At 71.0% G+C, this 20,822-nt stretch carries 22 protein-coding genes; 12 read left to right on the top strand and 10 right to left on the bottom strand.

Annotated elements, in window-relative coordinates:
• Position 1 precedes the first annotated feature (1 nt).
• The 6 genes from ACFYYW_RS28390 to ACFYYW_RS28365 all read right to left on the bottom strand — a co-directional run bounded on the left by ACFYYW_RS28390 (position 2) and on the right by ACFYYW_RS28365 (position 3,214).
• Entirely contained in the window at positions 2 to 943 is a 942-nt protein-coding gene (locus ACFYYW_RS28390) for an ROK family protein (RefSeq protein ID WP_364414857.1), read from the bottom strand.
• Positions 944 to 1,118: 175 nt separating this feature from the next.
• Entirely contained in the window at positions 1,119 to 1,448 is a 330-nt protein-coding gene (locus tag ACFYYW_RS28385) for a hypothetical protein (protein WP_387652856.1), read from the bottom strand.
• 14 nt (positions 1,449 to 1,462) lie between these two features.
• The gene (locus ACFYYW_RS28380; protein ID WP_352321208.1) at positions 1,463 to 1,921 is read right to left on the bottom strand and encodes a peroxiredoxin; all 459 of its coding nucleotides are present in this window, start codon (positions 1,919 to 1,921) and stop codon (positions 1,463 to 1,465) included.
• A 32-nt stretch (positions 1,922 to 1,953) separates the two neighbouring features.
• Positions 1,954 to 2,382 carry a DUF3052 domain-containing protein gene (locus ACFYYW_RS28375; protein WP_352321051.1) on the bottom strand — a complete coding sequence of 143 codons (429 nt, stop codon included), beginning with the start codon at positions 2,380 to 2,382 and terminating at the stop codon, positions 1,954 to 1,956.
• A 118-nt stretch (positions 2,383 to 2,500) separates the two neighbouring features.
• Complete coding sequence (locus tag ACFYYW_RS28370) at positions 2,501 to 2,908, bottom strand: secondary thiamine-phosphate synthase enzyme YjbQ (protein WP_352321050.1); 408 nt, start codon at positions 2,906 to 2,908, stop codon at positions 2,501 to 2,503.
• 9 nt (positions 2,909 to 2,917) lie between these two features.
• The gene (locus tag ACFYYW_RS28365) at positions 2,918 to 3,214 is read right to left on the bottom strand and encodes a DUF1918 domain-containing protein (protein ID WP_387652854.1); all 297 of its coding nucleotides are present in this window, start codon (positions 3,212 to 3,214) and stop codon (positions 2,918 to 2,920) included.
• Positions 3,215 to 4,137: 923 nt separating this feature from the next.
• Between ACFYYW_RS28365 and aceE the strand changes: the two genes are divergently transcribed.
• From aceE to ACFYYW_RS28350, 3 genes are all read left to right on the top strand, one after another.
• On the top strand, positions 4,138 to 6,885 hold the full coding sequence (aceE, locus tag ACFYYW_RS28360; protein ID WP_387652852.1) for a pyruvate dehydrogenase (acetyl-transferring), homodimeric type: 2,748 nt from the start codon (positions 4,138 to 4,140) through the stop codon (positions 6,883 to 6,885).
• Between the two features lie 185 nt (positions 6,886 to 7,070).
• Positions 7,071 to 8,570, top strand: a complete 1,500-nt coding sequence (locus ACFYYW_RS28355) for an alpha/beta hydrolase (RefSeq protein ID WP_387652850.1) — start codon at positions 7,071 to 7,073, stop codon at positions 8,568 to 8,570.
• Positions 8,571 to 8,580: 10 nt separating this feature from the next.
• Positions 8,581 to 9,327 carry a maleylpyruvate isomerase family mycothiol-dependent enzyme gene (locus ACFYYW_RS28350; RefSeq protein ID WP_387652848.1) on the top strand — a complete coding sequence of 249 codons (747 nt, stop codon included), beginning with the start codon at positions 8,581 to 8,583 and terminating at the stop codon, positions 9,325 to 9,327.
• 197 nt (positions 9,328 to 9,524) lie between these two features.
• Here the strand turns inward: ACFYYW_RS28350 and ACFYYW_RS28345 are convergent, their stop codons facing one another.
• The 3 genes from ACFYYW_RS28345 to ACFYYW_RS28335 all read right to left on the bottom strand — a co-directional run bounded on the left by ACFYYW_RS28345 (position 9,525) and on the right by ACFYYW_RS28335 (position 11,798).
• A complete protein-coding gene (locus tag ACFYYW_RS28345) occupies positions 9,525 to 9,887 on the bottom strand; it encodes a VOC family protein (protein WP_387652846.1) in 363 nt (120 codons plus the stop codon).
• A 73-nt stretch (positions 9,888 to 9,960) separates the two neighbouring features.
• Positions 9,961 to 10,689 carry a YafY family protein gene (locus ACFYYW_RS28340; protein ID WP_352323651.1) on the bottom strand — a complete coding sequence of 243 codons (729 nt, stop codon included), beginning with the start codon at positions 10,687 to 10,689 and terminating at the stop codon, positions 9,961 to 9,963.
• 86 nt (positions 10,690 to 10,775) lie between these two features.
• Entirely contained in the window at positions 10,776 to 11,798 is a 1,023-nt protein-coding gene (locus ACFYYW_RS28335) for a PHP domain-containing protein (protein ID WP_387652844.1), read from the bottom strand.
• A gap of 90 nt (positions 11,799 to 11,888) precedes the next feature.
• Here ACFYYW_RS28335 and ACFYYW_RS28330 point away from each other — a divergent pair, with 90 nt between their 5' ends.
• The 9 genes from ACFYYW_RS28330 (at position 11,889) to ACFYYW_RS28290 (ending at position 20,077) form a co-directional block, all read left to right on the top strand.
• The gene (locus ACFYYW_RS28330) at positions 11,889 to 12,290 is read left to right on the top strand and encodes a hypothetical protein (protein ID WP_357965590.1); all 402 of its coding nucleotides are present in this window, start codon (positions 11,889 to 11,891) and stop codon (positions 12,288 to 12,290) included.
• 1 nt (position 12,291) lies between these two features.
• Positions 12,292 to 13,437, top strand: coding sequence for a glutathionylspermidine synthase family protein (locus ACFYYW_RS28325; RefSeq protein WP_387652841.1), 1,146 nt, complete (start codon positions 12,292 to 12,294; stop codon positions 13,435 to 13,437).
• 24 nt (positions 13,438 to 13,461) lie between these two features.
• Complete coding sequence (locus ACFYYW_RS28320; RefSeq protein ID WP_352323647.1) at positions 13,462 to 13,893, top strand: DUF350 domain-containing protein; 432 nt, start codon at positions 13,462 to 13,464, stop codon at positions 13,891 to 13,893.
• Positions 13,894 to 13,988: 95 nt separating this feature from the next.
• Positions 13,989 to 15,113, top strand: a complete 1,125-nt coding sequence (locus ACFYYW_RS28315) for a helix-turn-helix domain-containing protein (protein WP_358004299.1) — start codon at positions 13,989 to 13,991, stop codon at positions 15,111 to 15,113.
• Positions 15,114 to 15,216: 103 nt separating this feature from the next.
• Positions 15,217 to 16,113, top strand: a complete 897-nt coding sequence (locus tag ACFYYW_RS28310) for an ACP S-malonyltransferase (protein WP_352323646.1) — start codon at positions 15,217 to 15,219, stop codon at positions 16,111 to 16,113.
• Positions 16,110 to 17,063 (top strand): beta-ketoacyl-ACP synthase III, encoded by a 954-nt coding sequence (locus ACFYYW_RS28305; protein ID WP_352323645.1) that lies wholly within the window; start codon positions 16,110 to 16,112, stop codon positions 17,061 to 17,063. The genes ACFYYW_RS28310 and ACFYYW_RS28305 overlap by 4 nt, the downstream gene beginning before the upstream one ends.
• Positions 17,064 to 17,144: 81 nt before the next feature.
• The gene (locus tag ACFYYW_RS28300; protein ID WP_125639869.1) at positions 17,145 to 17,384 is read left to right on the top strand and encodes an acyl carrier protein; all 240 of its coding nucleotides are present in this window, start codon (positions 17,145 to 17,147) and stop codon (positions 17,382 to 17,384) included.
• A gap of 36 nt (positions 17,385 to 17,420) precedes the next feature.
• A complete protein-coding gene (fabF, locus tag ACFYYW_RS28295) occupies positions 17,421 to 18,653 on the top strand; it encodes a beta-ketoacyl-ACP synthase II (protein WP_352323644.1) in 1,233 nt (410 codons plus the stop codon).
• A complete protein-coding gene (locus tag ACFYYW_RS28290) occupies positions 18,653 to 20,077 on the top strand; it encodes a carboxyl transferase domain-containing protein (protein WP_352323643.1) in 1,425 nt (474 codons plus the stop codon). Before fabF ends, ACFYYW_RS28290 begins: the two co-directional genes overlap by 1 nt.
• A 139-nt stretch (positions 20,078 to 20,216) precedes the next feature.
• Here ACFYYW_RS28290 and ACFYYW_RS28285 read toward each other — a convergent pair whose 3' ends face one another.
• Positions 20,217 to 20,711 carry a DUF3145 domain-containing protein gene (locus tag ACFYYW_RS28285; RefSeq protein WP_352323642.1) on the bottom strand — a complete coding sequence of 165 codons (495 nt, stop codon included), beginning with the start codon at positions 20,709 to 20,711 and terminating at the stop codon, positions 20,217 to 20,219.
• Between the last annotated feature and the right edge of the window lie 111 nt (positions 20,712 to 20,822).

Here is a 20,822-nt window from a genome sequence, read left to right as displayed (position 1 = left end):
CTTACGACACCAGAGGGGCCGATCGCACATTCACCGTCCAGCCGGGGCCCAGTTCGGGGCGGCCGGCGGCTCGCCAGCCGAGCAGGGCGGCGCCCAGCATGCCGGCGTCGACGCCCAGCGCGGCCGGGACGAGCGGGGGCGCGTCGCGGAAGGCCAGGCGCTTGACCAGGCGGGTACGTACGGGATCGAAGAGGGCGGGGCCGGCCTCGGCCAGGCCGCCGCCGAGGACGATCACCGAGGGGTCCAGCAGCAGCGTGTACGTCGCCAGAGCGAGCGACAGGGCCTCCACGGCCTCGTCCCACACCTCGATGGCGATGGGGTCGTCGGAGGCGACCACCTGCTCGGCGCGCACGCCCTCCACGCCCGCGCGCTGGCTGTAGCGGCGGCCGACCGAGGCCGCCGAGGCGTACGTCTCCAGGCAGCCGAACTGGCCGCACGCGCACTGTTCGCCGTCGGGGAAGACGGGGGTGTGGCCGATCTCGCCGGCCCAGCCGGAGGAGCCGCCGTACGGGTCGCCGTTGATGATCGAGGCTCCGGCGATACCGGTGCCGATCGGGAGGAACAGGAAGTCGGAGACGCCTCTTCCGGCGCCGAGGATGCTCTCGGCCAGACCGCCCGTGCGGACGTCGTGGCCCAGCATGACGGGGATGTCCAGGGTGGTGAAGTTCGAGGCGGGGACGTCACGCCAGCCCAGGTTCGCCGCATAGAGAGCCGCGTTCTCGGACACCAGCCCGGGGACGGCCAGACCGACGCCTGCGGGTTCGCCGTCGCCGGAGGAGGCCAGGTGGCCGATGAAGTCTGAAATGGCGGACACGACCGCCTCAGGGCCCTCCGCGCGAGGAGTGTGGCGCCGCTCGCTCAGCAACACCTCACCGGACTCGCTGACCAGGCCGCCCTTCATGGACGTGCCACCGACGTCGAGCGCGACGACGAACGAACTCATAGCGGACACGAAAGGAGACGATAGCGCAGGTCAGCAAATGTCCGAAAAGGCGCTTGAGAATCTCTCAGGCGGAAGGGGGGCGCGGCGTCGCGGTCGAAGCCGGCGGCACCAGGGCCCTGAACTGGGAGACCGACCGCACGGCGCCAGAGCCTTGGGCCCAAGATCACCCGGGCGGTCAGGCCCTGCCCAGCACCCGGTTGAGCGCCGCCTCGACCTCCGCCGACAGCCCCGGCGGAGCCCCGGACCCCGCGTACGCGCCCTGCTCCTCGAACCCCTTCGGCTCCCGGGCCTGCCGGACGGCGCCGCAGCCGCGGCACTCGATCTCCCCCAGCCGGCAGATGAGCGCGGTGGACCCGCAGGTGGCGCAGGAGTCGAGATCGAGGTCGTGCAGCCGTTGACAGTCCGGGCAGATCAGCACCTGGGACTCGTTGCGCACCCCGCGCTGCCACGGGCTGGCGCCACGGACCGGGTCGGTCTGCCGGGCCCCGCATCGGTAGCAGGGCATCGTTCCCTCCGAGGTCAGGAAATGTCGGCGAGTGCCTTGACGTAGTCGGCGACGTCACGTGCCGAGGAGATCGGACTGATCACCGACCACCGGATCACGCCCTCGCCGTCGATGACGAAGGTCCCCCGACGTGCGAGCCCCTTCGCCTCATCGAACACACCGTACGCCTGGGCGACCTGTCCATGTGGCCAGAAATCGGAGAGCAGGGCGAATTCGTAACCTTCTCGATCGGACCAGGCACGCAGGGCGAACACGGAGTCGACCGACACGGCGAGCACCCGCGCGTCGAGAGGCTGGTCGCGCAGCGCGGTGAGCTCGCCCTCGCAGATCCCGCTGAAGGCAAGCGGATAGAAGACCAGCACGACCTTCTCGCCCCGGAACATGGACAGTCTCACCGGGGCGCCGTGCTGGTCCTGCAGCTCGAAATCCGGAGCTGGTGCGCCGACCTCGGCAGGATGTGCGTTCACAGCCATCATCCTGCCGTATCGGCCGGCCTCGGAGTTTCCTAACGTCGGCCCTTCGGTGCGACGAGCCTGGTCCCGGACCAGTCGGGTGCGGCTGAGATGCTGCTGGTCTGCGAGAGACCCGCGGTAGCGGCATCCTCCCCGATGTCGCTCGGCTCCACGTGGCCATCGCGCCCGGCCTTGGGAGTCAGCAGCCAGATCTGGCCGGCTTCGGCGAGTGCTCGCATGGCGTCGCTGAGGGCGTCGAAGAGGTCCCCGTCGCCGTCGCGCCACCACAGCAGCACCACGTCGACGACGTCGTCACTCTCCTCGTCCAGCAGCTCGTTGCCGGTCAGGTCCTCGATGGAGTCGCGAAGCTCGTCGTCGACGTCCTCGTCCCAACCGATCTCCTGCACCACCTGACCCGGCTTGAGGCCGAGTCGTTCGGCCAGGCCGCGCTCGCCCTGCGCCTGACCCGCGGTCGCGCTCACGTTTATCCCTCCTGCTTGAGTGGCCCCGCTCTATGCGGTTTATCGCTTCGGCACAGTCCACACGCTGTGACCCTCAGTCGTCAACGGTCGCCACGGGTACGGCCGTAGTCGGCCAGAATCAATCTGACAAAAACGACAGGCGAACCTGGCGTTGCGTGTTGTCGACATTGAGGTCGACCAGCGCGACGGACTGCCATGTGCCCAACGCCATTCTCCCGCCCAGCACGGGGATCGTGGCGTACGGCGGGATCAGCGCGGGCATGACGTGTGACCTGCCGTGACCGCGCGAACCGTGGGCATGACGCCAGCGGTCGTCGGCCGGGAGCAGGTCACGCAGCGCGGCGAGCAGGTCGTCGTCGCTGCCGGAGCCGAGCTCCAGCAGCGCCACGCCCGCGGTCGCGTGCGGCACGAAAACGTGCAACAGGCCGTCTTCTCCCTGCGCGCGCACGAATTCAGCGCATTCAGCGGTGATGTCGTGCACGGTCTCGCGTGAACCCGTGGCCACGGAGATGATTTCTGATCTCACAGGGAAATCCTACTGAGGCACAACGACCGCATCAGGGCCGGGAAAGACCAGCCCGGTGTGGCCGTCGTCGAACCGCACGATGTACGGAGGCCCGCCGTCCGGGCCGTGGACCTCGGTGATGACGCCGCTTCGCTCCCTTTCGCCGACGGTGTTGCCGTGCATCAGGAGCCGGTCTCCTGCCGTCGCATTCATACCTTCCACATTGGTACGGCGGACGGCCCAGGAAAAGGGCGGAGGCCGATGACGGCGATTTTTTGCCCGGTCTTCATAGGGGCCGAAAATGATGACCGAAACGTTACGCGCCACGGGCGCCGCGTTTCGGGCGCCGCGGCCGGGCCATGGTCGTCGGATCACCTGACCACTACGGCGTCAGGGCTGGTCAGAGGCAGGACGGCGGGGTCGCGTCCGGCTCTGTCGCCTGATGGTTCCGATATGGCCTCATTTCGGCAGCGGCCCGGCCGAGAGCCGTTTGCGACGCGAGCGGAGGCAGCCGCTGGGGATGCACGACAGAGGGCCGGCCCGGCAAGAGACACAAGGAGAGAGACGCCCAGGCATCCGGACACACGACTTCAGAGGGGCCGACAGGATGCAGGACCCGGCTTCGCGACCGCCCGCCGCTCCCTGAGTTCTCTGGGGCCGCTGCGCGGACACCTCGGCGGCGGGCGCGGATGTGCGGCCTGTCCCGAATGCGGCCCGTCTCGGGTACGACCGGCCTCGGGTACGGCCCGTCTCGGGTACGACCGGCCACGGGTACGACCGGCCACGGGTACGACGCGCCTCGGGTGCACGCCGTGAAGGTGCGGCGGCTCCGAAGCGCGTACAGAAACAAGGAGAAGAGGTGTGTGCCGCTCCCCTCCCCGGCGCGACGCGCCGCCCCGCCCGGCCCCGCCGCGAAGACGGTGGCTAGACTCGCGCGGCGCGGCCCGGCCGCCCCGTCCGGGTGAGGACCGCCCCGTTCGGGGGAGGGTTGAGGGCGGAGGCCGACCCACCGGGCCAGCCCCCTAGGATTGGGGGGAAATTTCGTCCGTTTTCTAGTCTTGTTAAATTGCTCCACCGATGTAACCTTTGGTGGCGATTCGTCCTACCATCGGTGGTCTAGGCCACCAACATGGCCCTGCCAGCAGGGACGCTCTGGTTACCCGTCAGTAGAGATGCGTTTTCTACGACTAGCGACCAGGATGGAAGGCGACCCAGACCAGACTTCAGTCATTCTCGGAAGGCGAGACCCAGTGGCTTCCGGACGCCAGCGATTCTCGATCATCAGCGACGGCCTACCCAGCCAGCTGCCTGATGTCGACCCCAGTGAGACCAACGAGTGGCTCGAGTCCCTCGACAATGTCGTCAAGACCGAAGGCCGCACCAGAGCCCGCTACCTCATGCTCCGCATGCTGGAACGGGCCCGCGAGCACCAGGTCGGCGTGCCGGGCCTGCGCAGCACCGACTACATCAACACGATCCCGCCGGAGCGCGAGCCCTGGTTCCCGGGCGACGAGCACGTCGAGCGGCGCATCCGCGCCTACATCCGGTGGAACGCCGCGGTCATGGTGTCGCGGGCCAACGCCCGTACGAACGTGGGCGGCCACATCGCCACCTACGCCTCGGCGGCCTCGCTCTACGAGGTGGGCTTCAACCACTTCTTCCGTGGCAAGGACCACGGCGAGTCGGGCGACCAGGTGTTCTTCCAGGGCCACGCCGCGCCGGGCATCTACGCCCGCGCCTTCCTGGAGGGCCGGCTCAACGAGGCCCAGCTCGACGCGTTCCGGCAGGAGCTGTCGCACGGCTTCCGCGGCCTGCCCTCCTACCCGCACCCGCGGCTCATGCCCGACTTCTGGGAGTTCCCGACGGTCTCCATGGGCCTCGGCCCGATCGGCGCGATCTACCAGGCGCGGTTCAACCGCTACCTGCTCAACCGCGAGCTCAAGGACACCTCGCGCAGCCACGTGTGGGCCTTCCTCGGCGACGGCGAGATGGACGAGCCCGAGTCGCTCGGCGCGATCGGCCTGGCCGCCCGCGAGGAGCTGGACAACCTCACGTTCGTCATCAACTGCAACCTGCAGCGGCTCGACGGCCCGGTACGCGGCAACGGCAAGATCATCCAGGAGCTGGAGTCGTACTTCCGCGGCGCCGGCTGGAACGTGATCAAGGTCGTGTGGGGCCGCGACTGGGACCCGCTGCTCGCGGCCGACGTCGACGGCGTGCTGGTCAACCAGATGAACACCACGCCCGACGGCCAGTTCCAGACCTACTCGGTGGAGACCGGCGGCTACATCCGCGACCACTTCTTCGGCGGCGACCCGCGCCTGCGCAAGATGGTCGAGCACCTGTCCGACGACGACATCCGCAAGCTGTCGCGCGGCGGCCACGACTACCGCAAGGTCTACGCGGCCTTCAAGGCGGCCCGCGAGCACGTCGGCCAGCCGACGGTGATCCTCGCCCAGACCATCAAGGGCTGGACGCTGGGCAAGGACTTCGAGGCGCGCAACGCCACCCACCAGATGAAGAAGCTCACCAAGGCCGAGCTGAAGGAGTTCCGCGACCGGCTCTACCTGCCGATCCCGGACTCGGCCCTGGAGGGCGAGCTGCCCCCGTACTTCCACCCGGGCGAGAACGACCCCGAGATCCAGTACATGAAGGAGCGCCGCGCGGCGCTCGGCGGTGTGCTGCCCAAGCGGGTCGTGCGCGCCAAGCCGGTCAAGCTGCCCGGCGACGACGTCTACAGCCAGTTCGGCAAGGGCTCGGGCAAGCAGCAGGTCGCCACGACCATGGCGTTCGTGCGCCTGCTGAAGGACCTCATGCGCGACAAGGAGATCGGCCACCGGTTCGTGCCGATCATCCCCGACGAGGCCCGCACGTTCGGTCTCGACGCCATGTTCCCGACGGCCAAGATCTACTCGCCCCACGGGCAGACGTACGAGGCGGTCGACAGGGAGCTGCTGCTGTCGTACAAGGAGGCCGTGCAGGGGCAGATCCTGCACGAGGGCATCAGCGAGTCGGGCTCGATGGCCTCGACCATCGCGGCCGGCACCTCCTACGCCACGCACGGCGAGCACATGATCCCGGTCTACATCTTCTACTCGATGTTCGGGTGGCAGCGCACCGGCGACCAGATGTGGCAGATGGGCGACCAGATGGGCCGCGGCTTCCTGCTCGGCGCCACCGCCGGCCGCACCACGCTCAACGGCGAGGGCCTGCAGCACGAAGACGGCCACACGCCGCTCATCGCCTCGACGAACCCGGCCGCGGTCTCCTACGACCCGTCCTGGGCCTTCGAGGTCGCCCACATCGTCAAGGACGGCCTGCGCCGCATGTACGGCGAGCAGCCGGAAGACGTCTTCTACTACCTGACCGTCTACAACGAGCCCTACCTGCAGCCCGCGCAGCCGGCCAACCTCGACGTCGAGGGCCTGCTCAAGGGCCTGTACAAGTTCGCCGAGGGCCCGCAGACGCAGGGGCCGAAGGCCAATATCCTGGCCTCCGGCGTGGCCGGTCCGTGGGCCATGGAGGCCCAGCGCCTGCTGGCCGAGGAGTGGGGCGTGTCCGCCGACGTGTGGTCGGCGACGTCGTGGTCCGAGCTGCGGCGCGACGCGCTGGCGTGCGAGGAGCACAACCTGCTCAACCCCGACGCCGAGCAGCGCGTCCCGTACGTGACGCAGGCGCTCTCGCAGGCCAGCGGCCCGTTCGTGGGCGTCAGCGACTACATGAAGGCGGTCCAGGACCAGATCGCGCAGTGGGTGCCGGGTGACTGGTCCTCGCTGGGCACCGACGGGTTCGGCCTGTCCGACACCCGCTCGGCGCTGCGTCGCCACTTCCACGTGGACGCCGCCTCGATCACGCTGGCCGTGCTCACCCGGCTGGTCAAGCGGGGCGAGCTCGACGGCGAGGTGCTGCGCGAGGCCATCGCCCGCTACCACCTGAAGAACGGCGTCACCGAAGCCGGCGGCGCGGAGAGCAACGACACCCAGTCGATGGGCGTCTGAGTCATCCGGAAGGCGCGCTCCCGCGAACTGTTTCTCGCGGGAGCGCCGTCATGTCCGGGCCTCCGCTCCGTTTGACGGATGAGGCGGCACGTCCAGGAGGGGTACGTGCCGCCTCACCCAGGTTCGACGCGAGGTCCCGTATCGTGGGCACTGCTTCCCCCGAAGACACGAAGGGGAATGTTCGTATGCGACGCGTCCTAGCCGCCGCCCTGCTCGTAACGGCCGCGGGCTGCGCGAGTGCACCCGCAGAGCCCGCCACCGACGGGCCCGCCGCCGACACCGACCAGATCGCGTGGGGGCCGTGCACCGACATCAAGCGCCCGGACGGCGAGCCACCGGCACAGCAGGACGCCTCGGTGCGCTGCGGGAAGCTGGCGGTGCCCCTCGACTACTCCCGCCCCGACGGCGACAAGCTGGAGCTGGCGCTCATCAAGCTGTCGGCCACCGATCCGAAGAAGCGGCTCGGCTCGATGGTGTTCAACTTCGGCGGGCCGGGCGCCTCCGGCGTGGACACCCTCGACCAGGCCGCCAAGGCGCTCACCTCCCTGCGCGCCCACTACGACCTGGTCAGCTTCGACCCGCGCGGCGTCGAGCGCAGCGCGGGCGTACGCTGCGGGGACAGCGCGCAGATGGACCGGTTCGTCTCGCTGAACACGCTGCCCACCAACGCGCAGACCCGCCAGGAGAGCCTGGACGCCAACAAGGAGTTCGCCCAGCTCTGCCAGCAGCACTCCGGCAAGGTCCTGCCCTACGTCGGCACCGTCAACGCCGCCCGTGACATGGACCGCATCCGCGCCGCCGTCGGCGACCCGAAGCTCAACTACGTCGGCATGTCGTACGGCACCCAGCTCGGCGCCGTCTACGCCACCCAGTTCCCCAAGAACGTGGGCCGCATGCTGCTCGACGCGCCGCTCGACCCGACGGTCACCTTCGAGCAGCGCACGCTCACCCAGACCCGCGGCTTCCAGCAGGCGTACGAGAGCTTCCTGCGCAGCTGCGTCAAGGGCGGCTGCGAGGTCGGCAAGGACGTGACCGCCGCCAACGCCAACGTCGAGAACCTGATGAACCAGCTCGCCGCCAAGCCGCTGAAGGTGGACGGCCGGCAGCTCACCCAGGGCCTGGCCTCCACCGGCGTGGCCGCCGCCCTGTACTCCGAGCTGACCTGGCCGTTCCTGGAGAAGGCGCTCGGCGAGGCGCTGAAGGGCCATGGCGAGGCGCTGATGTACCTGGCCGACTCCTACACCGGACGCTCGGAGGACGGCACCTACTCCACGCAGATGACCAGCTTCCCGGCCATCACCTGCGTGGACACCGCCGAACGGCCCAGCGAGGCCGAGCTGCGGCGCACCGAGGCGGCGGCGCTGCGGATCTCGCCGCTGTTCGGCAGCGAGGGCTCGGGCGGGTTGTGCCGGGTGTGGCCGGCCAAGGGCAGCAACGAGGCGCGGCACGTCAACGCCACCGGGTCGGCGCCGATCCTGGTCGTGGGCGGCAAGGGCGACCCCGCCACGCCGTACCAGTGGGCGCCGCGGCTGACGGCCCAGCTCAGGACCGCGCGGTTGGTGACGTACGAGGGCGAGGGGCACGGGGCGTACCTGTCGGGCAGCAAGTGCGTGCAGGGGCTGGTGGACGCGTACCTGGTGGAGGGCAAGCTGCCCGCCAAGGGCGCGACCTGCCCGGCGGCCTAGTGTGTGACGGGTGACCGACAACGACACCTTCATCGCCCGGATCGAGGGCGAGGCCGCGCGGCTGGCGGCGCTGGCGACCGATCTGTCCGTCCCGGTGCCGACGTGCCCGGGATGGACGATCGGCGATCTCGTCACGCATGTCGGCCGGACCCATCGCTGGGCGGCGCACGTGCTGCGCCACCGGGTCCAGCAGCGCGTCTGGTCGCGCGACGTGCCCAGCGGCCTGCCCGAGGGCGCGCACGGCGACGCCGCCTGGCTCATGGAGGGCGCCGCCGCCCTCCTGGACGTGCTGCGCACCACCGACCCGGACCTCGCGGTGTGGACGTGGGGCCCCGACCTGCGGGCCGGATGGTGGGCGCCCAGGATGCTCTTCGAGCTGGTGATCCACCGGGTAGACGCCGAGCTCGCACTCGGCCTCGACCCGGAGATCCCGGCGGCGACCGCCGTGGACGGCATCGAGGAGTTCTTGCACAACCTGCCGTACGCGACCTGGGTGACCAGGTCGCTGGCCGGGCTCGGCGCGGAGGGGGCCACGATCCACCTCCACACGACCGACCTCGACGGCGAGTGGACCATCACGCAGGGCGCCGACGGGACGGTCAGCTGCGAACGCGGCCATACCAAGGGCGACGCCGCCGTACGCGGCCCGGCGAGCGAGCTGCTCCTGGTGCTCTACGGTCGGCGGCCCCCGCGGTCGCCGGCCGTCTTCGGCGACCACGACCTGCTGACCCGCTGGCTGGCGGCCGCCGCCTTCTGAACCGGGCCCCCTGACGGGGGAAGGGGCCCTGGACGCGCCGCCGCTCGGCGATCGGCGGCGTGTCCAGGGCGGGTGAACCGCTCCCAGGCGGGACGGCCCGCGTCGCGCGGCCCCGGTTCGGCGGGGAAGGTGCTTCCCCGGGGGCGCGATCGCGGCGAGGTCCCGCGAGCTCCGGCGGCAGTCCGCCGCCGGAGGGCTCACCTGCGGTGGAAGACTCCGAACAGGCTCCCCGAGGCGTCGCGCAGGTAGGCGAAGTCGGTGCCGGCGCCGTCGTCGATCACCTTCATCTCGACCTTGCCGCCGAGCGACTCGCTCTTGGCGCACGCTGCCTCGACGTCGGCGACCTGCACGTGGAAGACCGCGTGGGCGGGGAAGTCGCCCTTGGTGTTGAACAGGCCGCCGCCGGGCCGCTCGCCACCCGGGTAGCCGATCATGCGGTAGTCGAGCGGGCCGTCGTCGTCGCGGCTGAACGACCAGCCGAACAGCTCGCCGTAGAAACGTTCGGCGCCTTCGGGGTCGTCGGTCGCGATCTCGAACCAGGTCACCGTGTTGTCCATCATCGTCTCCTCGTCTTTCGAACAAGACAACGATGTATCGCTATGGCGACAACCCTATGTCGGTGTTTTCGCATGATTAATCGAGCATGGTTCCGCGTACCACCATCTCCGGCACGTCGGGGGCGAACCCTTCGAGCGGCCGCTCGGGGCAGCGCTCGACGGTGACGACGGCCGCGGCGATGCGGTCGAGCCGGAAGACGCGGACGTCCTCCCGCAACCGGCACCACGCCACGAGGTACCAGAAACCGCCGCGCCCGCCCAGGAACACCCCCGGCTCGACGTCGCGCGAGGTGAGCGCGCCCTTGGCGTCGGCGTAGTCGAGCCTGAGCACGCGCCGCCGCAGCAGCGCCTCCTCGATGGCCCTGGAGATGCCCTCGGCGCCGAGCGGCCGGCGCGGAGTGCCCGGCTCGGGCGGCTCGCTGACGAGCTGCACCCGCCGCGCCAGCTCCCTGGCCAGCTCGCCCTCGGGCCCCGGCATGGCCGAGACCACCTTGCGTAACGCGCTGCGGGCCTGGCGGCCGAACGGCTGGTCGCCGGCCTGGCTGAGGGCCACGGCGATGGCCACCGCCTCGGCCGGGGTGAAGTTGAGCGGGGGCAGCGACATCTTCTTGTCGAGGGCGTAGCCGCCCCTGCGACCGGGCTCGGCGTAGATCGGCACCCCGGACCCCTGCAACGCGGTGATGTCGCGCTCGATGGTGCGCACGCTGACCTCGAACCTCTCGGCGAGCTCGCGGGCGGAGCGGCAGCGTGGCGCGATGGCGCGCAGGTCCTCGACGAGCGCATAGAGCCGGTCGGTACGGTTCACAGCCGGAACGCTACGCGCCGCCACCGACAATCACCGGCTCCGCGCGGCCCCCGCGACAACGACCTGACTCCGCCGCCACCCAAGGCTCACTCCGCCGTCCACTCCAGCAGCCGGTCCAGGGGCCAGGTGTTGACGATCCGTCCGGCCTCGATCCCGCACCGGGCCGCCCGCTCGCAGCCGAAGCGCTGCCAGTCGAGCTGGCCGGGCGCGTGCGCGTCGGAGTCGATCGAGAACAGGCACCCCGTCTCGTAGGCCAGCCGCATGAGCCGCTTGGGCGGGTCGAGCCGGTCGGGCCTGGAGTTGATCTCCACGGCGACCCCGAACCGCCGGCACGCCTCGAAGACCAGCTCGGCGTCGAACTCCGACTCCGGTCTCTTGACCCCGCGCTCGCCGCCCGCCCGCACGACCCGCCCGGTGCAGTGGCCGAGGACGTCGACCAGGGGATTGGCGACGGCGGTGACCATGCGGCGGGTCATCTCCTCGCGGTCCATGCGCAACTTGGAGTGGACGCTGGCCACGACCACGTCGAGCCGTTCGAGCAGCGCCGGGTCCTGGTCGAGGGAGCCGTCGAGGTGGACGTCGACCTCGATGCCGGTCAGGATCCGGAAGGGCGCCAGCCGCTCGTTGAGCCCGGCGACCACGTCGAGCTGCCGCTCCAGCCGCTCGGCCGACAGCCCCTTGGCCACGGTCAGGCGCGGCGAGTGGTCGGTCAGCGCCCAGTACTCGTGCCCGAGCCCCCGGGCGGCCTCGGCCATCTCCTCGATCGGCGAGCCGCCGTCGGACCAGTCGGAGTGGCTGTGCAGGTCGCCTTTCAGCGCCGCGCGCAGGGCCGCGGTCTCGGCGTCGAGCTCGACGCCCTCGGTGGCCCGCAACCTACGCAAATACGTCGGAACCTGACCGTCGAGCGCCTCGTTGATCACAAGGGTGGTGACCTTGCCGATGCCGGGGAGGTCGCCCAGCCCGCCGGCTCCGGCCAGCCGCGCGAGCTCCCCTTCCGGCAGGTCGTCCACGACCGCGGCCGCGCGGCGGAACGCGCGGACCCGATAGGTGGGCTCACCTGCGCGTTCGAGCAGGAAGGCGATCTCGCGCAGGGCCTGGACCGGTTCCATGAGTCATTCATACCCGAGCGGACGACCACCGGCATTGAACAGGGGCGAAGCGCACCGATAGGCTGATTCGCCCAGGAAAGCAGGAAGTACATGGCACACCCGCCGCGCAAGCCGGCTCCCCCGCCCCCGCGCAAATCGTCCAAGGCCGTCCCACTGACCATTCTCGGGGTCCTGTCGGTGATGCTGGTGGGCTACTGCGCGGCGACCCAGGACGACGACGACGTCACCGCCGACTGCGTGGTGCAGCTGGAGGACGGCACGTACGAGGTCGTCGACGACGACTACTGCGACGACGACGGCGGCAGCGGCGGCGGGTCCCACTACTACGCCGGTTCGCGCGGCGCGTACATGTGGTACTACGGCGGCCACCGGGTCGGCAACCGCATGCAGGGCGGCACCACGTACCGGCCGTCCGACGTGAACATCTCCAGCCGCAACGGCAAGTCGATCCAGCGCGGCGGCTTCGGCAACAGCTGGGGCGGCGGGAGCTGACGTGCGCCGCGAGCATGGCATCGTCCGTCCCGGCTGGGAGAAGACGATCGAGAGTCAGGGCCTGGCCTACCACCGGGCGGCCCACCCCGAGGGCCTGAGCAGGCCCTACTGGGACGAGTCGGTCCATTACGTCCTGTCCCTGGAGGAGGTGGAGTCGCTGGAGGAGCAGGTCGAGGAGCTGCACGGCATGTGCCTGCGGGCCGTCGAGCACGTCGTCTCGACCGGCCGTTACGCCGACTTCGCCGTCCCCGAGTGGGCCAGGGACGCCGTGGCCCGCTCCTGGGAGCGCCGCGACCCCCACCTGTACGGCCGCTTCGACCTGCGCTACGACGGCACCGGCCCGGCCCGGCTGCTGGAGTACAACGCCGACACGCCGACGTCGCTGGTGGAGTCGTCGGTGATCCAGTGGTTCTGGCTGCAGGACGCCCACCCCGGCGACGACCAGTGGAACTCCCTGCACGAGCGGCTCATCGAGCGCTGGCGCGAGCTGCCGCTGCCGCCCGGCCCCACGCACTTCGCCTTCACCAACGCCGACGAGACGGGCGAGGAGGCCATGACGGTCGCCTACCTGCAGGAGACCGCCGAGCAGGCGGGCCGCCGGACGGTCGCCGTCGCCATGGAGGACATCGGCTGGGACGAGCTCAACCGCCGTTTCGTCGACGCCGGCGACGAGATGATCCGCTCGGCGTTCAAGCTCTACCCCTGGGAGTGGATGCTCGCCGACGACTTCGGCCGGCACGCGGTGCGCCACTCCACCTGGATCGAGCCGCTGTGGAAGACGCTGCTGTCGAACAAGGCGCTGCTCGCCGTGTTGTGGGAGCTCTACCCGGGCCATCCCAACCTGCTGCCCGCCTACCTCGACGGGCCGCGCGAGCTGACCTCCTACATCGCCAAGCCGCTGCTGGGCAGGGAGGGCGCCTCGATGCGCATCGTCACCCCCGAGGGCACCCAGGAGACCCCCGGCCGTTACGGCCGGGAAGGGTACGTCTTCCAGGGGTTCGAGGCCCTGCCCGCGTTCGAGGGCCAGCGACCGGTGCTCGGCGCCTGGGTGGTCGCCGACGAGGCCGCCGGGCTCGGCATCAGGGAGACCACCGGCCTGATCACCGACGACACCTCCTCCTTCGTCCCCCATCGCATCGCGAACTGAAGCACCCCCGTGATTGGAAATGACGTGACCCTTCTCGAAGTCCTGGCCCGCGGCGCCGGCGCGATCGCCGCGTACGCCGCCGTCGGCGTGATCCTGTTGATCGTCGGCTTCTACGTGATCGACTGGGCCACGCCCGGCAAGCTGAGCGAGATCATCCGCACCCAGCGCAACGCCAACGCCACGCTGCTCACCACGTCCGCGCTGGCGGCGATCGGGCTCATCGTGGCCGCGTCCATCTGGTCCTCCGGCGGCCGGCTGGCCGAAGGGCTCGCGGGCACGGCCGTGTTCGGCCTGGTCGGCATCGTGGTGCAGACGGTGGCGATGCTGGTGTTCGACAAGGTCGTCGGGATCTCCGTACGCGAGCTGGTGAAGGAGCCGGAGCTGCAGCCCGGCGCGCGCCTGCTGGCGGTCACCCACGTGGCGATCGGCCTGATCACGGCGGTTGCGGTCATCTGAAACACCACCGTTCCGGTCATCGGAACCGACCTGGCACTCTAGGAGGCGTGACAGACCGGACCCGGGAGGACACCACGCGAAGGCTCGAGCGCGCCATGGGCGCGCTCGGCACGGCGGCGATGGCCCGCATGGACGACCAGCTCCCCTGGTTCCGGGCGCTCAGCGCCGAGGACCGCTCGTGGGTGGGCCTGGTGGCCCAGGCCGGCATCGCCGCGTTCGTGGAGTGGTTCCAGCACGCCGGCGAGAACCGGCCCACGCCCAGCATCGAGTTCTTCGGCACGGCCCCGCGCGAGCTCAAGCGCTCGATCTCGCTCCAGCAGACGGTCGACATCGTCCGGGTCGTGGTCGAGGTGGTCGAGGCCCAGACCGACGAGCTGGCCGCGCCGGGCGGCGAGGACCAGCTCCAGCAGGCCATGCTCCGCTACACCCGCGACGTCGCCTTCGCCGCTGCGCACGTCTACGCCCGCGAGGCCGAGGCCCGCGGCTCCTGGGACGCCAGGCTGGAGGCGCTGATCGTCGACGCGCTGGTGCGCGGCGAGGTCGACGACGGCCTCCACTCCTGGGCCGCCGCACTCGGCTGGACCTCCTCCCCCGTCGTCGTGATCGCCGGGCACGCCCCCGACGACGACCCGCGCGCGGTCATCGACGCCCTGCGCGACAAGGGCCGCCGCATCGGCATGGACCTGCTGGCCGGCGTGCAGGCCGACCGGCTGATCGTGATCGTGGGCGGCGCCGACAGCGTCCACGACGCGGCCCGGCAGGTCGTGGCGCGCTTCGGCGTGGGCCCGATCGTCATCGGTCCCGAGGTGCCCGACCTGCACGCCGCCGCGCGGTCGGCGCGGGCCGCGCTGGCCGGGCTGAAGGCGTCCGCGGGCTGGCCGGACGCCCCCAGGCCGGTGCACGCCGAGGACCTGCTGGCCGAACGCGCCCTCGACGGCGACGCCGACGCCAGGGAGCAGCTCATCGAGAACGTCTACCTGCCGTTGGCCGGCACTCCCCTGCTCGATACGCTGGCCACCTACCTCGAACAGGGCACCTCCCTGGAGGCGACGGCCCGGCTGCTGTTCGTGCACCCGAACACGGTCCGCTACCGTCTGAAGAAGATCACCGAGCTCACGGGCTACCAGCCCACCGAGGGCAGGTCGGCCTTCACGCTGCAGGTCGGTCTCATCCTGGGCCGGCTTTCCGAAGGGGCCGCGGCATGGCGGGCCCTAACGTAACATTCCCGAAATCTTCACTGTAGGGTTCCTACAAAACACCCGGGACAAAGTTCGTACGGATCTCCATCCGCGTGTCGAAGTTCTACAGGGCATGGTGGTTTTTGTGCTTGTACTCGTCGCTCCGGGCCAAGGCGCCCAAACCCCAGGCTTCCTGACCCCCTGGCTAGAGTTGCCCGGTCTGGCCGACAGACTCGGCGCCTGGTCGGAGGTCGCCGGGATCGACCTGGTCGCCTACGGCACCACCGCCGACGCCGACGAGATCCGCGACACCGCCGTGGCCCAGCCGCTGCTGGTGGCCGCCGCGCTGGCCGCCGCCGAGGCCCTAGGGGCCTCCCCCGACGTGCTGGCCGGCCACAGCGTGGGCGAGTTCGCCGCGGCCGCGCTGGCCGGGGTGCTCACCGCCGAGCAGGCCCTGGGCCTGGTCCGCGAGCGCGCCCAGGCGATGGCCAAGGCCGCCGCCGTCACCGAGACCGGCATGACCGCCGTGCTCGGCGGCGTGGAGGCCGACGTGCTGGCCGCGATCGAGCGCCACGGGCTGACCCCGGCCAACATCAACGGCGCGGGCCAGATCGTGGCGGGCGGCACGCTGGAGCAGCTCGCCGCCTTCAAGGACGACGCGCCCGCCCGCGCCAGGCTCATCCCGCTCAAGGTGGCCGGCGCGTTCCACACCGGTCACATGGCCCCCGCCGTCGACGCCCTGCGCGAGGCGGCCTGGAACGTCGTGCCCGGCGACCCGCAGGTCACGCTCCTGTCCAACGCCGACGGCCGGCCCGCCGCCACCGGCGCCGAGTTCGTCCAGCGGCTCATCTCGCAGATCAGCAGCCCGGTCCGCTGGGACCTGTGCATGGCGACGATGGCCGAGCTGGGCGTCACCAAGATGATCGAGCTGCTGCCCGGCGGCACGCTGACGGGGCTCGCCAAGCGCGGCCTGCGCGGCGTCGAGACCGTGGCGCTGAAGACACCCGACGACCTCGACGCGGCCAGGGAGCTGATCAAGTGAGGATCCCCGACATCGCCCCCGGCGCCCGGATTCTGGCCCTCGGCCATTACCAGCCGGACAACGTCGTCACCAACGACGACCTGGCCAAGACCATGGACACCAACGACGAGTGGATCCAGTCCCGCGTCGGGATCAAGGAGCGCCGGGTCGCCTCGGCCGCCGAGTCCGTCGAGGACATGGCGGTCCAGGCCGGCGGCAAGGCGCTGGCCGCCAGCGGCCTGACCCCCGACGAGATCGACCTGGTGATCGTGGCCACCTGCACGCTGGAGACCCAGATCCCCAACGCCGCGGCCGTCGTGGCCCACCGGCTGGGCATCCAGTCCCCGGGCGCCTTCGACGTCAACGCCGCCTGCGCGGGCTTCTGCTACGCGCTGGCCACCGCCAGCGCCGCCGTCCGCGGCGGCGCGGCCAGGAACGTGCTGGTCATCGGCTCGGAGAAGCTGTCGCAGTGGGTCGACTGGACCGACCGGTCCACGGCCGTGATCTTCGCCGACGGCGCCGGCGCCGCGGTGGTCGGCCCGACCGACACGCCCGGCATCGGCCCGGTCGTCTGGGGCAGCGCCGGCGACAAGTCCGAGGCCATCTCCATCGCCGACCGCACGAAGTTCCTCTCCCAGGAGGGCCAGACGGTCTTCCGCTGGGCCACCGCGCTGCACCCGGTGGCCCTGGAGGCGTGCGCCCGGGCCGGGGTCGAACCCTCGGAGCTGGCGGCGTTCGTCCCCCACCAGGCCAACCTGCGCATCATCGAGGCCATCGCGCGCAAGCTCGGTGCCGACAAGGCCGTCATCGGCCGCGACATCGTCACCGCGGGCAACACGTCGGCGGCCTCCATCCCGCTCGCGCTCTCGCGCATGCTGGAGCGCGGCGAGGTCCGCTCAGGCGACCTCGCGCTCATCCTCGGCTTCGGCGCCGGTCTGACCTATGCGGGCCAAGTGATCGAGATTCCGTAGGATCCGGTACGGCTCCCGCCGTACCTCAGCTCGTACGGCGGACGCCGTACAGAAACCAGAAAATGAAGGAGAAGTAGCGACATGGCTGCCACCGAGCAGGAGATCCTCGCGGGCCTCGGCAAGATCATCAACGAGATCACCGGCATTCCGGCCGGCGAGGTGACCCCCGAGAAGAGCTTCGTCGACGACCTCGACATCGACTCCCTGTCCATGGTCGAGATCGCCGTGGCCGCTCAGGACGAGTTCGGCGTCGAGATCCCCGACGACCAGCTGAAGAACCTGAAGACGGTCAAGGACGTCCTCAACTTCATCCAGGCCTGACACCCAGCAGTTCTGACCAGTAAGGAGCGCGAAAACGTGAGTGCGAACCGGGTACGTGTCGTCGTCACCGGGCTCGGCGCGACGACGCCCGTCGGTGGAGACGTCACCTCGACCTGGACGGCGCTCCTCGCCGGTCAGTCGGGTGTGGAGACCCTCACCACGGAGTGGATCGACTCCGTCCCCGTGCGGTTCGCGGGGACGGCGGCGGTCGACCCCACCGAGGTGCTGCCCCGCCCCGAGTCCCGCCGTCTCGACCGCAGCGAGCAGTTCGCCCTGGTCGCCGCCCGGGAGGCCTGGCAGGACGCCGGCGCCCCCACGGTGGCCCCCGAGCGGCTGGGCGTCGTGGTCTCCAGCGGCATCGGCGGCATCAGCACCACCCTGAGCGCCTACGACACGTGGAAGGAGCGCGGCTGGAACCGGCTGTCGCCCTTCACCGTGCCGATGCTCATGCCCAACGGCCCGGCCGCCTGGATCGGCATCGACCTGGGCGCCCAGGCGGGCGTGCACGCCACCGTCTCCGCCTGCGCCTCCGGCGCCGAGGCGATCGGCTACGCCATGGACATGATCCGGCTCGGCCGCGCCGACGTGGTGGTCGCCGGCGGCACCGAGGCCGCCATCCACGGCCTCAACATCGCCGCCTTCGCCGCCGCGCGGGCGATGTCCACCCGCAACGACGACCCGCAGGGCGCCTCCCGGCCGTGGGACCGCGACCGTGACGGGTTCGTGCTCGGCGAGGGCGCCGGCATCGTGGTGCTGGAGTCCGAGGAGCACGCCAAGGCGCGCGGCGCGCGCATCTACGCCTACGCCGCCGGCGTCGGCTACTCGGCCGACGCCCACCACATCACCCAGCCCGAGCCCGAGGGCCGCGGCATCATCATGGCGATGACGCAGGCGCTGACCGACGCCGAGATCACCGGCCTCGACGTCAAGCACGTCAACGCGCACGCCACCTCCACCCCGGCGGGCGACGTCGGCGAGGTGCAGGCCGTGGCCAAGGCCATCGGCACCCACCCGCTGGTCACCTCGACCAAGTCCATGACCGGTCACCTGCTCGGCGGCGCCGGCGGCATCGAGTCCGTCTTCACGATCAAGGCGCTGCAGGAGCGGATCGTCCCGGCCACCATCAACCTCGACAACCTCGACGACGGCATCGAGGTCGACATCGTCCACGGCGCGAACCGCTCGCTGCCGCAGGGCGACATCGCCGCCGTCAACAACTCCTTCGGGTTCGGCGGGCACAACGTGACCGTCGTCTTCAAGGGGGCTTGATGACCGTACTGGACAGCCGGGTGGTGGGCGAGGGCTCCGGCCAGGAGCCCGCCGACCCCCGCGATCCAGTCGTCCGCCTGGCAGCGCTGCTCGACGAGGGCTCGCTGCGGCTCATCACCCCGCAGGACAACAGCGGCGTCCTGGCCGCCATGGGCAGGATCGAGGGCGTGCCCGTCGCCGCCTTCTGCAGCGACGCGCGCTTCCAGGGCGGCGCGATGGGCAGCGAGGGCTGCGAGCACATCGTGCACGCCTACGACGTGGCCGTGCGCGAGCGGGTGCCGGTCATCGGCGTCTGGCACTCCGGCGGCGCCCGGCTCGCCGAGGGCGTCGAGTCGCTGCACGCCGTCGGCCGGGTGTTCGCGGCCATGACCAAGGCGTCGGGCGTCGTGCCGCAGATCTCGGTGGTCGTCGGCCCGGCGGCCGGCGGCGCCGCCTACGGCCCCGCGCTCACCGACCTGGTGATCCTGGCCGACACCGGCCGCATCTTCGTGACCGGCCCCGACGTCGTGCGCAGCGTCACCGGCGAGAACGTCGACAGCGAGGCGCTGGGCGGCCCAGAGCCGCACAGCAGGCGCAGCGGCGTCGTGCACGTCGTCACGAAGACCGAGGCCGATGCCTACCTCCAGGCGCGCCGGCTCGCCACGCTGCTCGGCCACCAGGGCCGGGTGCGGCCGGGCGCGGTCGAGGAGGTCGACTTCTCCTCGCTGCTGCCCGAGTCCGCGCGCCGGGCCTACGACGTCAAGCCGCTGGTCAACGGCCTGCTCGACGAGGCCGGCGTCGAACTGCACGCCAAATGGGCGCCCAACGTCGTCACGTCGCTGGGCCGTCTCGGCGGCCGGACGGTCGGCGTCGTCGCCAACAACCCGCTGCGGCTGGGCGGCTGCCTCGACGCCACGTCCGCCGAGAAAGCCGCTCGCTTCGTACGTATGTGTGACGCCTTCGGAGTGCCCTTGGTTGTCCTCGTGGACGTGCCCGGTTACCTGCCGGGCGTCGGCCAGGAGCACGACGGCGTCGTCCGGCGCGGCGCCAAGCTGCTGCACGCCTTCGCCGAGGCGTCGGTGCCCCGGGTCACCGTGGTCACGCGCAAGGCGTACGGCGGGGCGTACATCGCGATGAACTCGCGGGCGCTGGGCGCCACCAAGGTGTTCGCCTGGCCGACCACCCAGGTGGCGGTCATGGGAGCCGTGGCGGCGGTGCGCGTGCTCAAGCGGCGCGAGCTCGCCGCCGCGCCCGAGGAGGAGCGTGCGGCGCTGGAGCAGCGGCTCGCCGAGGAGCACGAGAAGCTCGCCGGCGGCCTGGCCCGCGCCCAGGAGCTGGGCGTCATCGACGAGGTGATCAAGCCCGCCGAGACGCGCGGCGCCATCGCCAAGGTGCTCGCCCAGGCCACCCCGGCCAGGGGCGCCCACGGCAACATCCCGCTGTAGAGGCCGGTTCCACGAGGAAGGCCCCGCACCGAGACCCGGTGCGGGGCCTTTCCGTCGTCCGGGAAGCCGGCCGGCTCCAGGGCATGACGTGCGTGCCGCGGGCCGCCCCCGGCAGGCGCTGGGCGGGAGGTGGAGCGGGTCAGACGGCGGCGTGCAGCCAGCGGACGGGAGCGCCGTCGCCGGCGTACCTGAAGGGCTCCAGCTCTTCGTCCCACGGCCGGCCGAGCAGCTTGTCGAGCTCGTCCTCCAGCACGCACCGGCCCTGGGCGGCCATCATCATGGCGGCACGCAGCCGGTCTTCGGGGATCATGATGTCCCCGGCCGCGCCGATGACCGCCGTGAAGGCGCCGAGCGTCGGCGTGTAGGCGTGTCTGGAGCCGTCGACGCCGGGCGAGGGATCCTCGGTGATCTCGAATCTCAGGCGCTGCCAGCCCATGAGGGAGGAGGCGATGGCCGCCGCGATGCCGGCGCGGCCCTCCCACTCCGCCTGCGCGCGCACGACGTTCGGCGCCGCTGGTTGGGGTGTCCACGTCAGATCAACGGGCACGCCGAGGACACCCGCGACTGCCCATTCGATGTGAGGGCACAGCGCGGGCTGAGCCGAGTGGACGTAAAGCACGCCACGAGCAGACACCGGACCTCCCGTTTCGGTACGAGGTGCGCCTTCCCCAACGGCCTCGCCCCGGGATGATCACAAGTGACTAGGGAGAGACTACCGTCGGTCGCCATCGGACACCAGAGGGGG

The sequence above is a fragment of the Nonomuraea sp. NPDC001831 genome, from assembly GCF_042892035.1.
Classification (GTDB): Bacteria; Actinomycetota; Actinomycetes; order Streptosporangiales; family Streptosporangiaceae; genus Nonomuraea.
The sequence above is the reverse complement of the archived record's forward strand: the minus strand, read 5'-3'. Positions and strand labels throughout refer to the sequence as shown.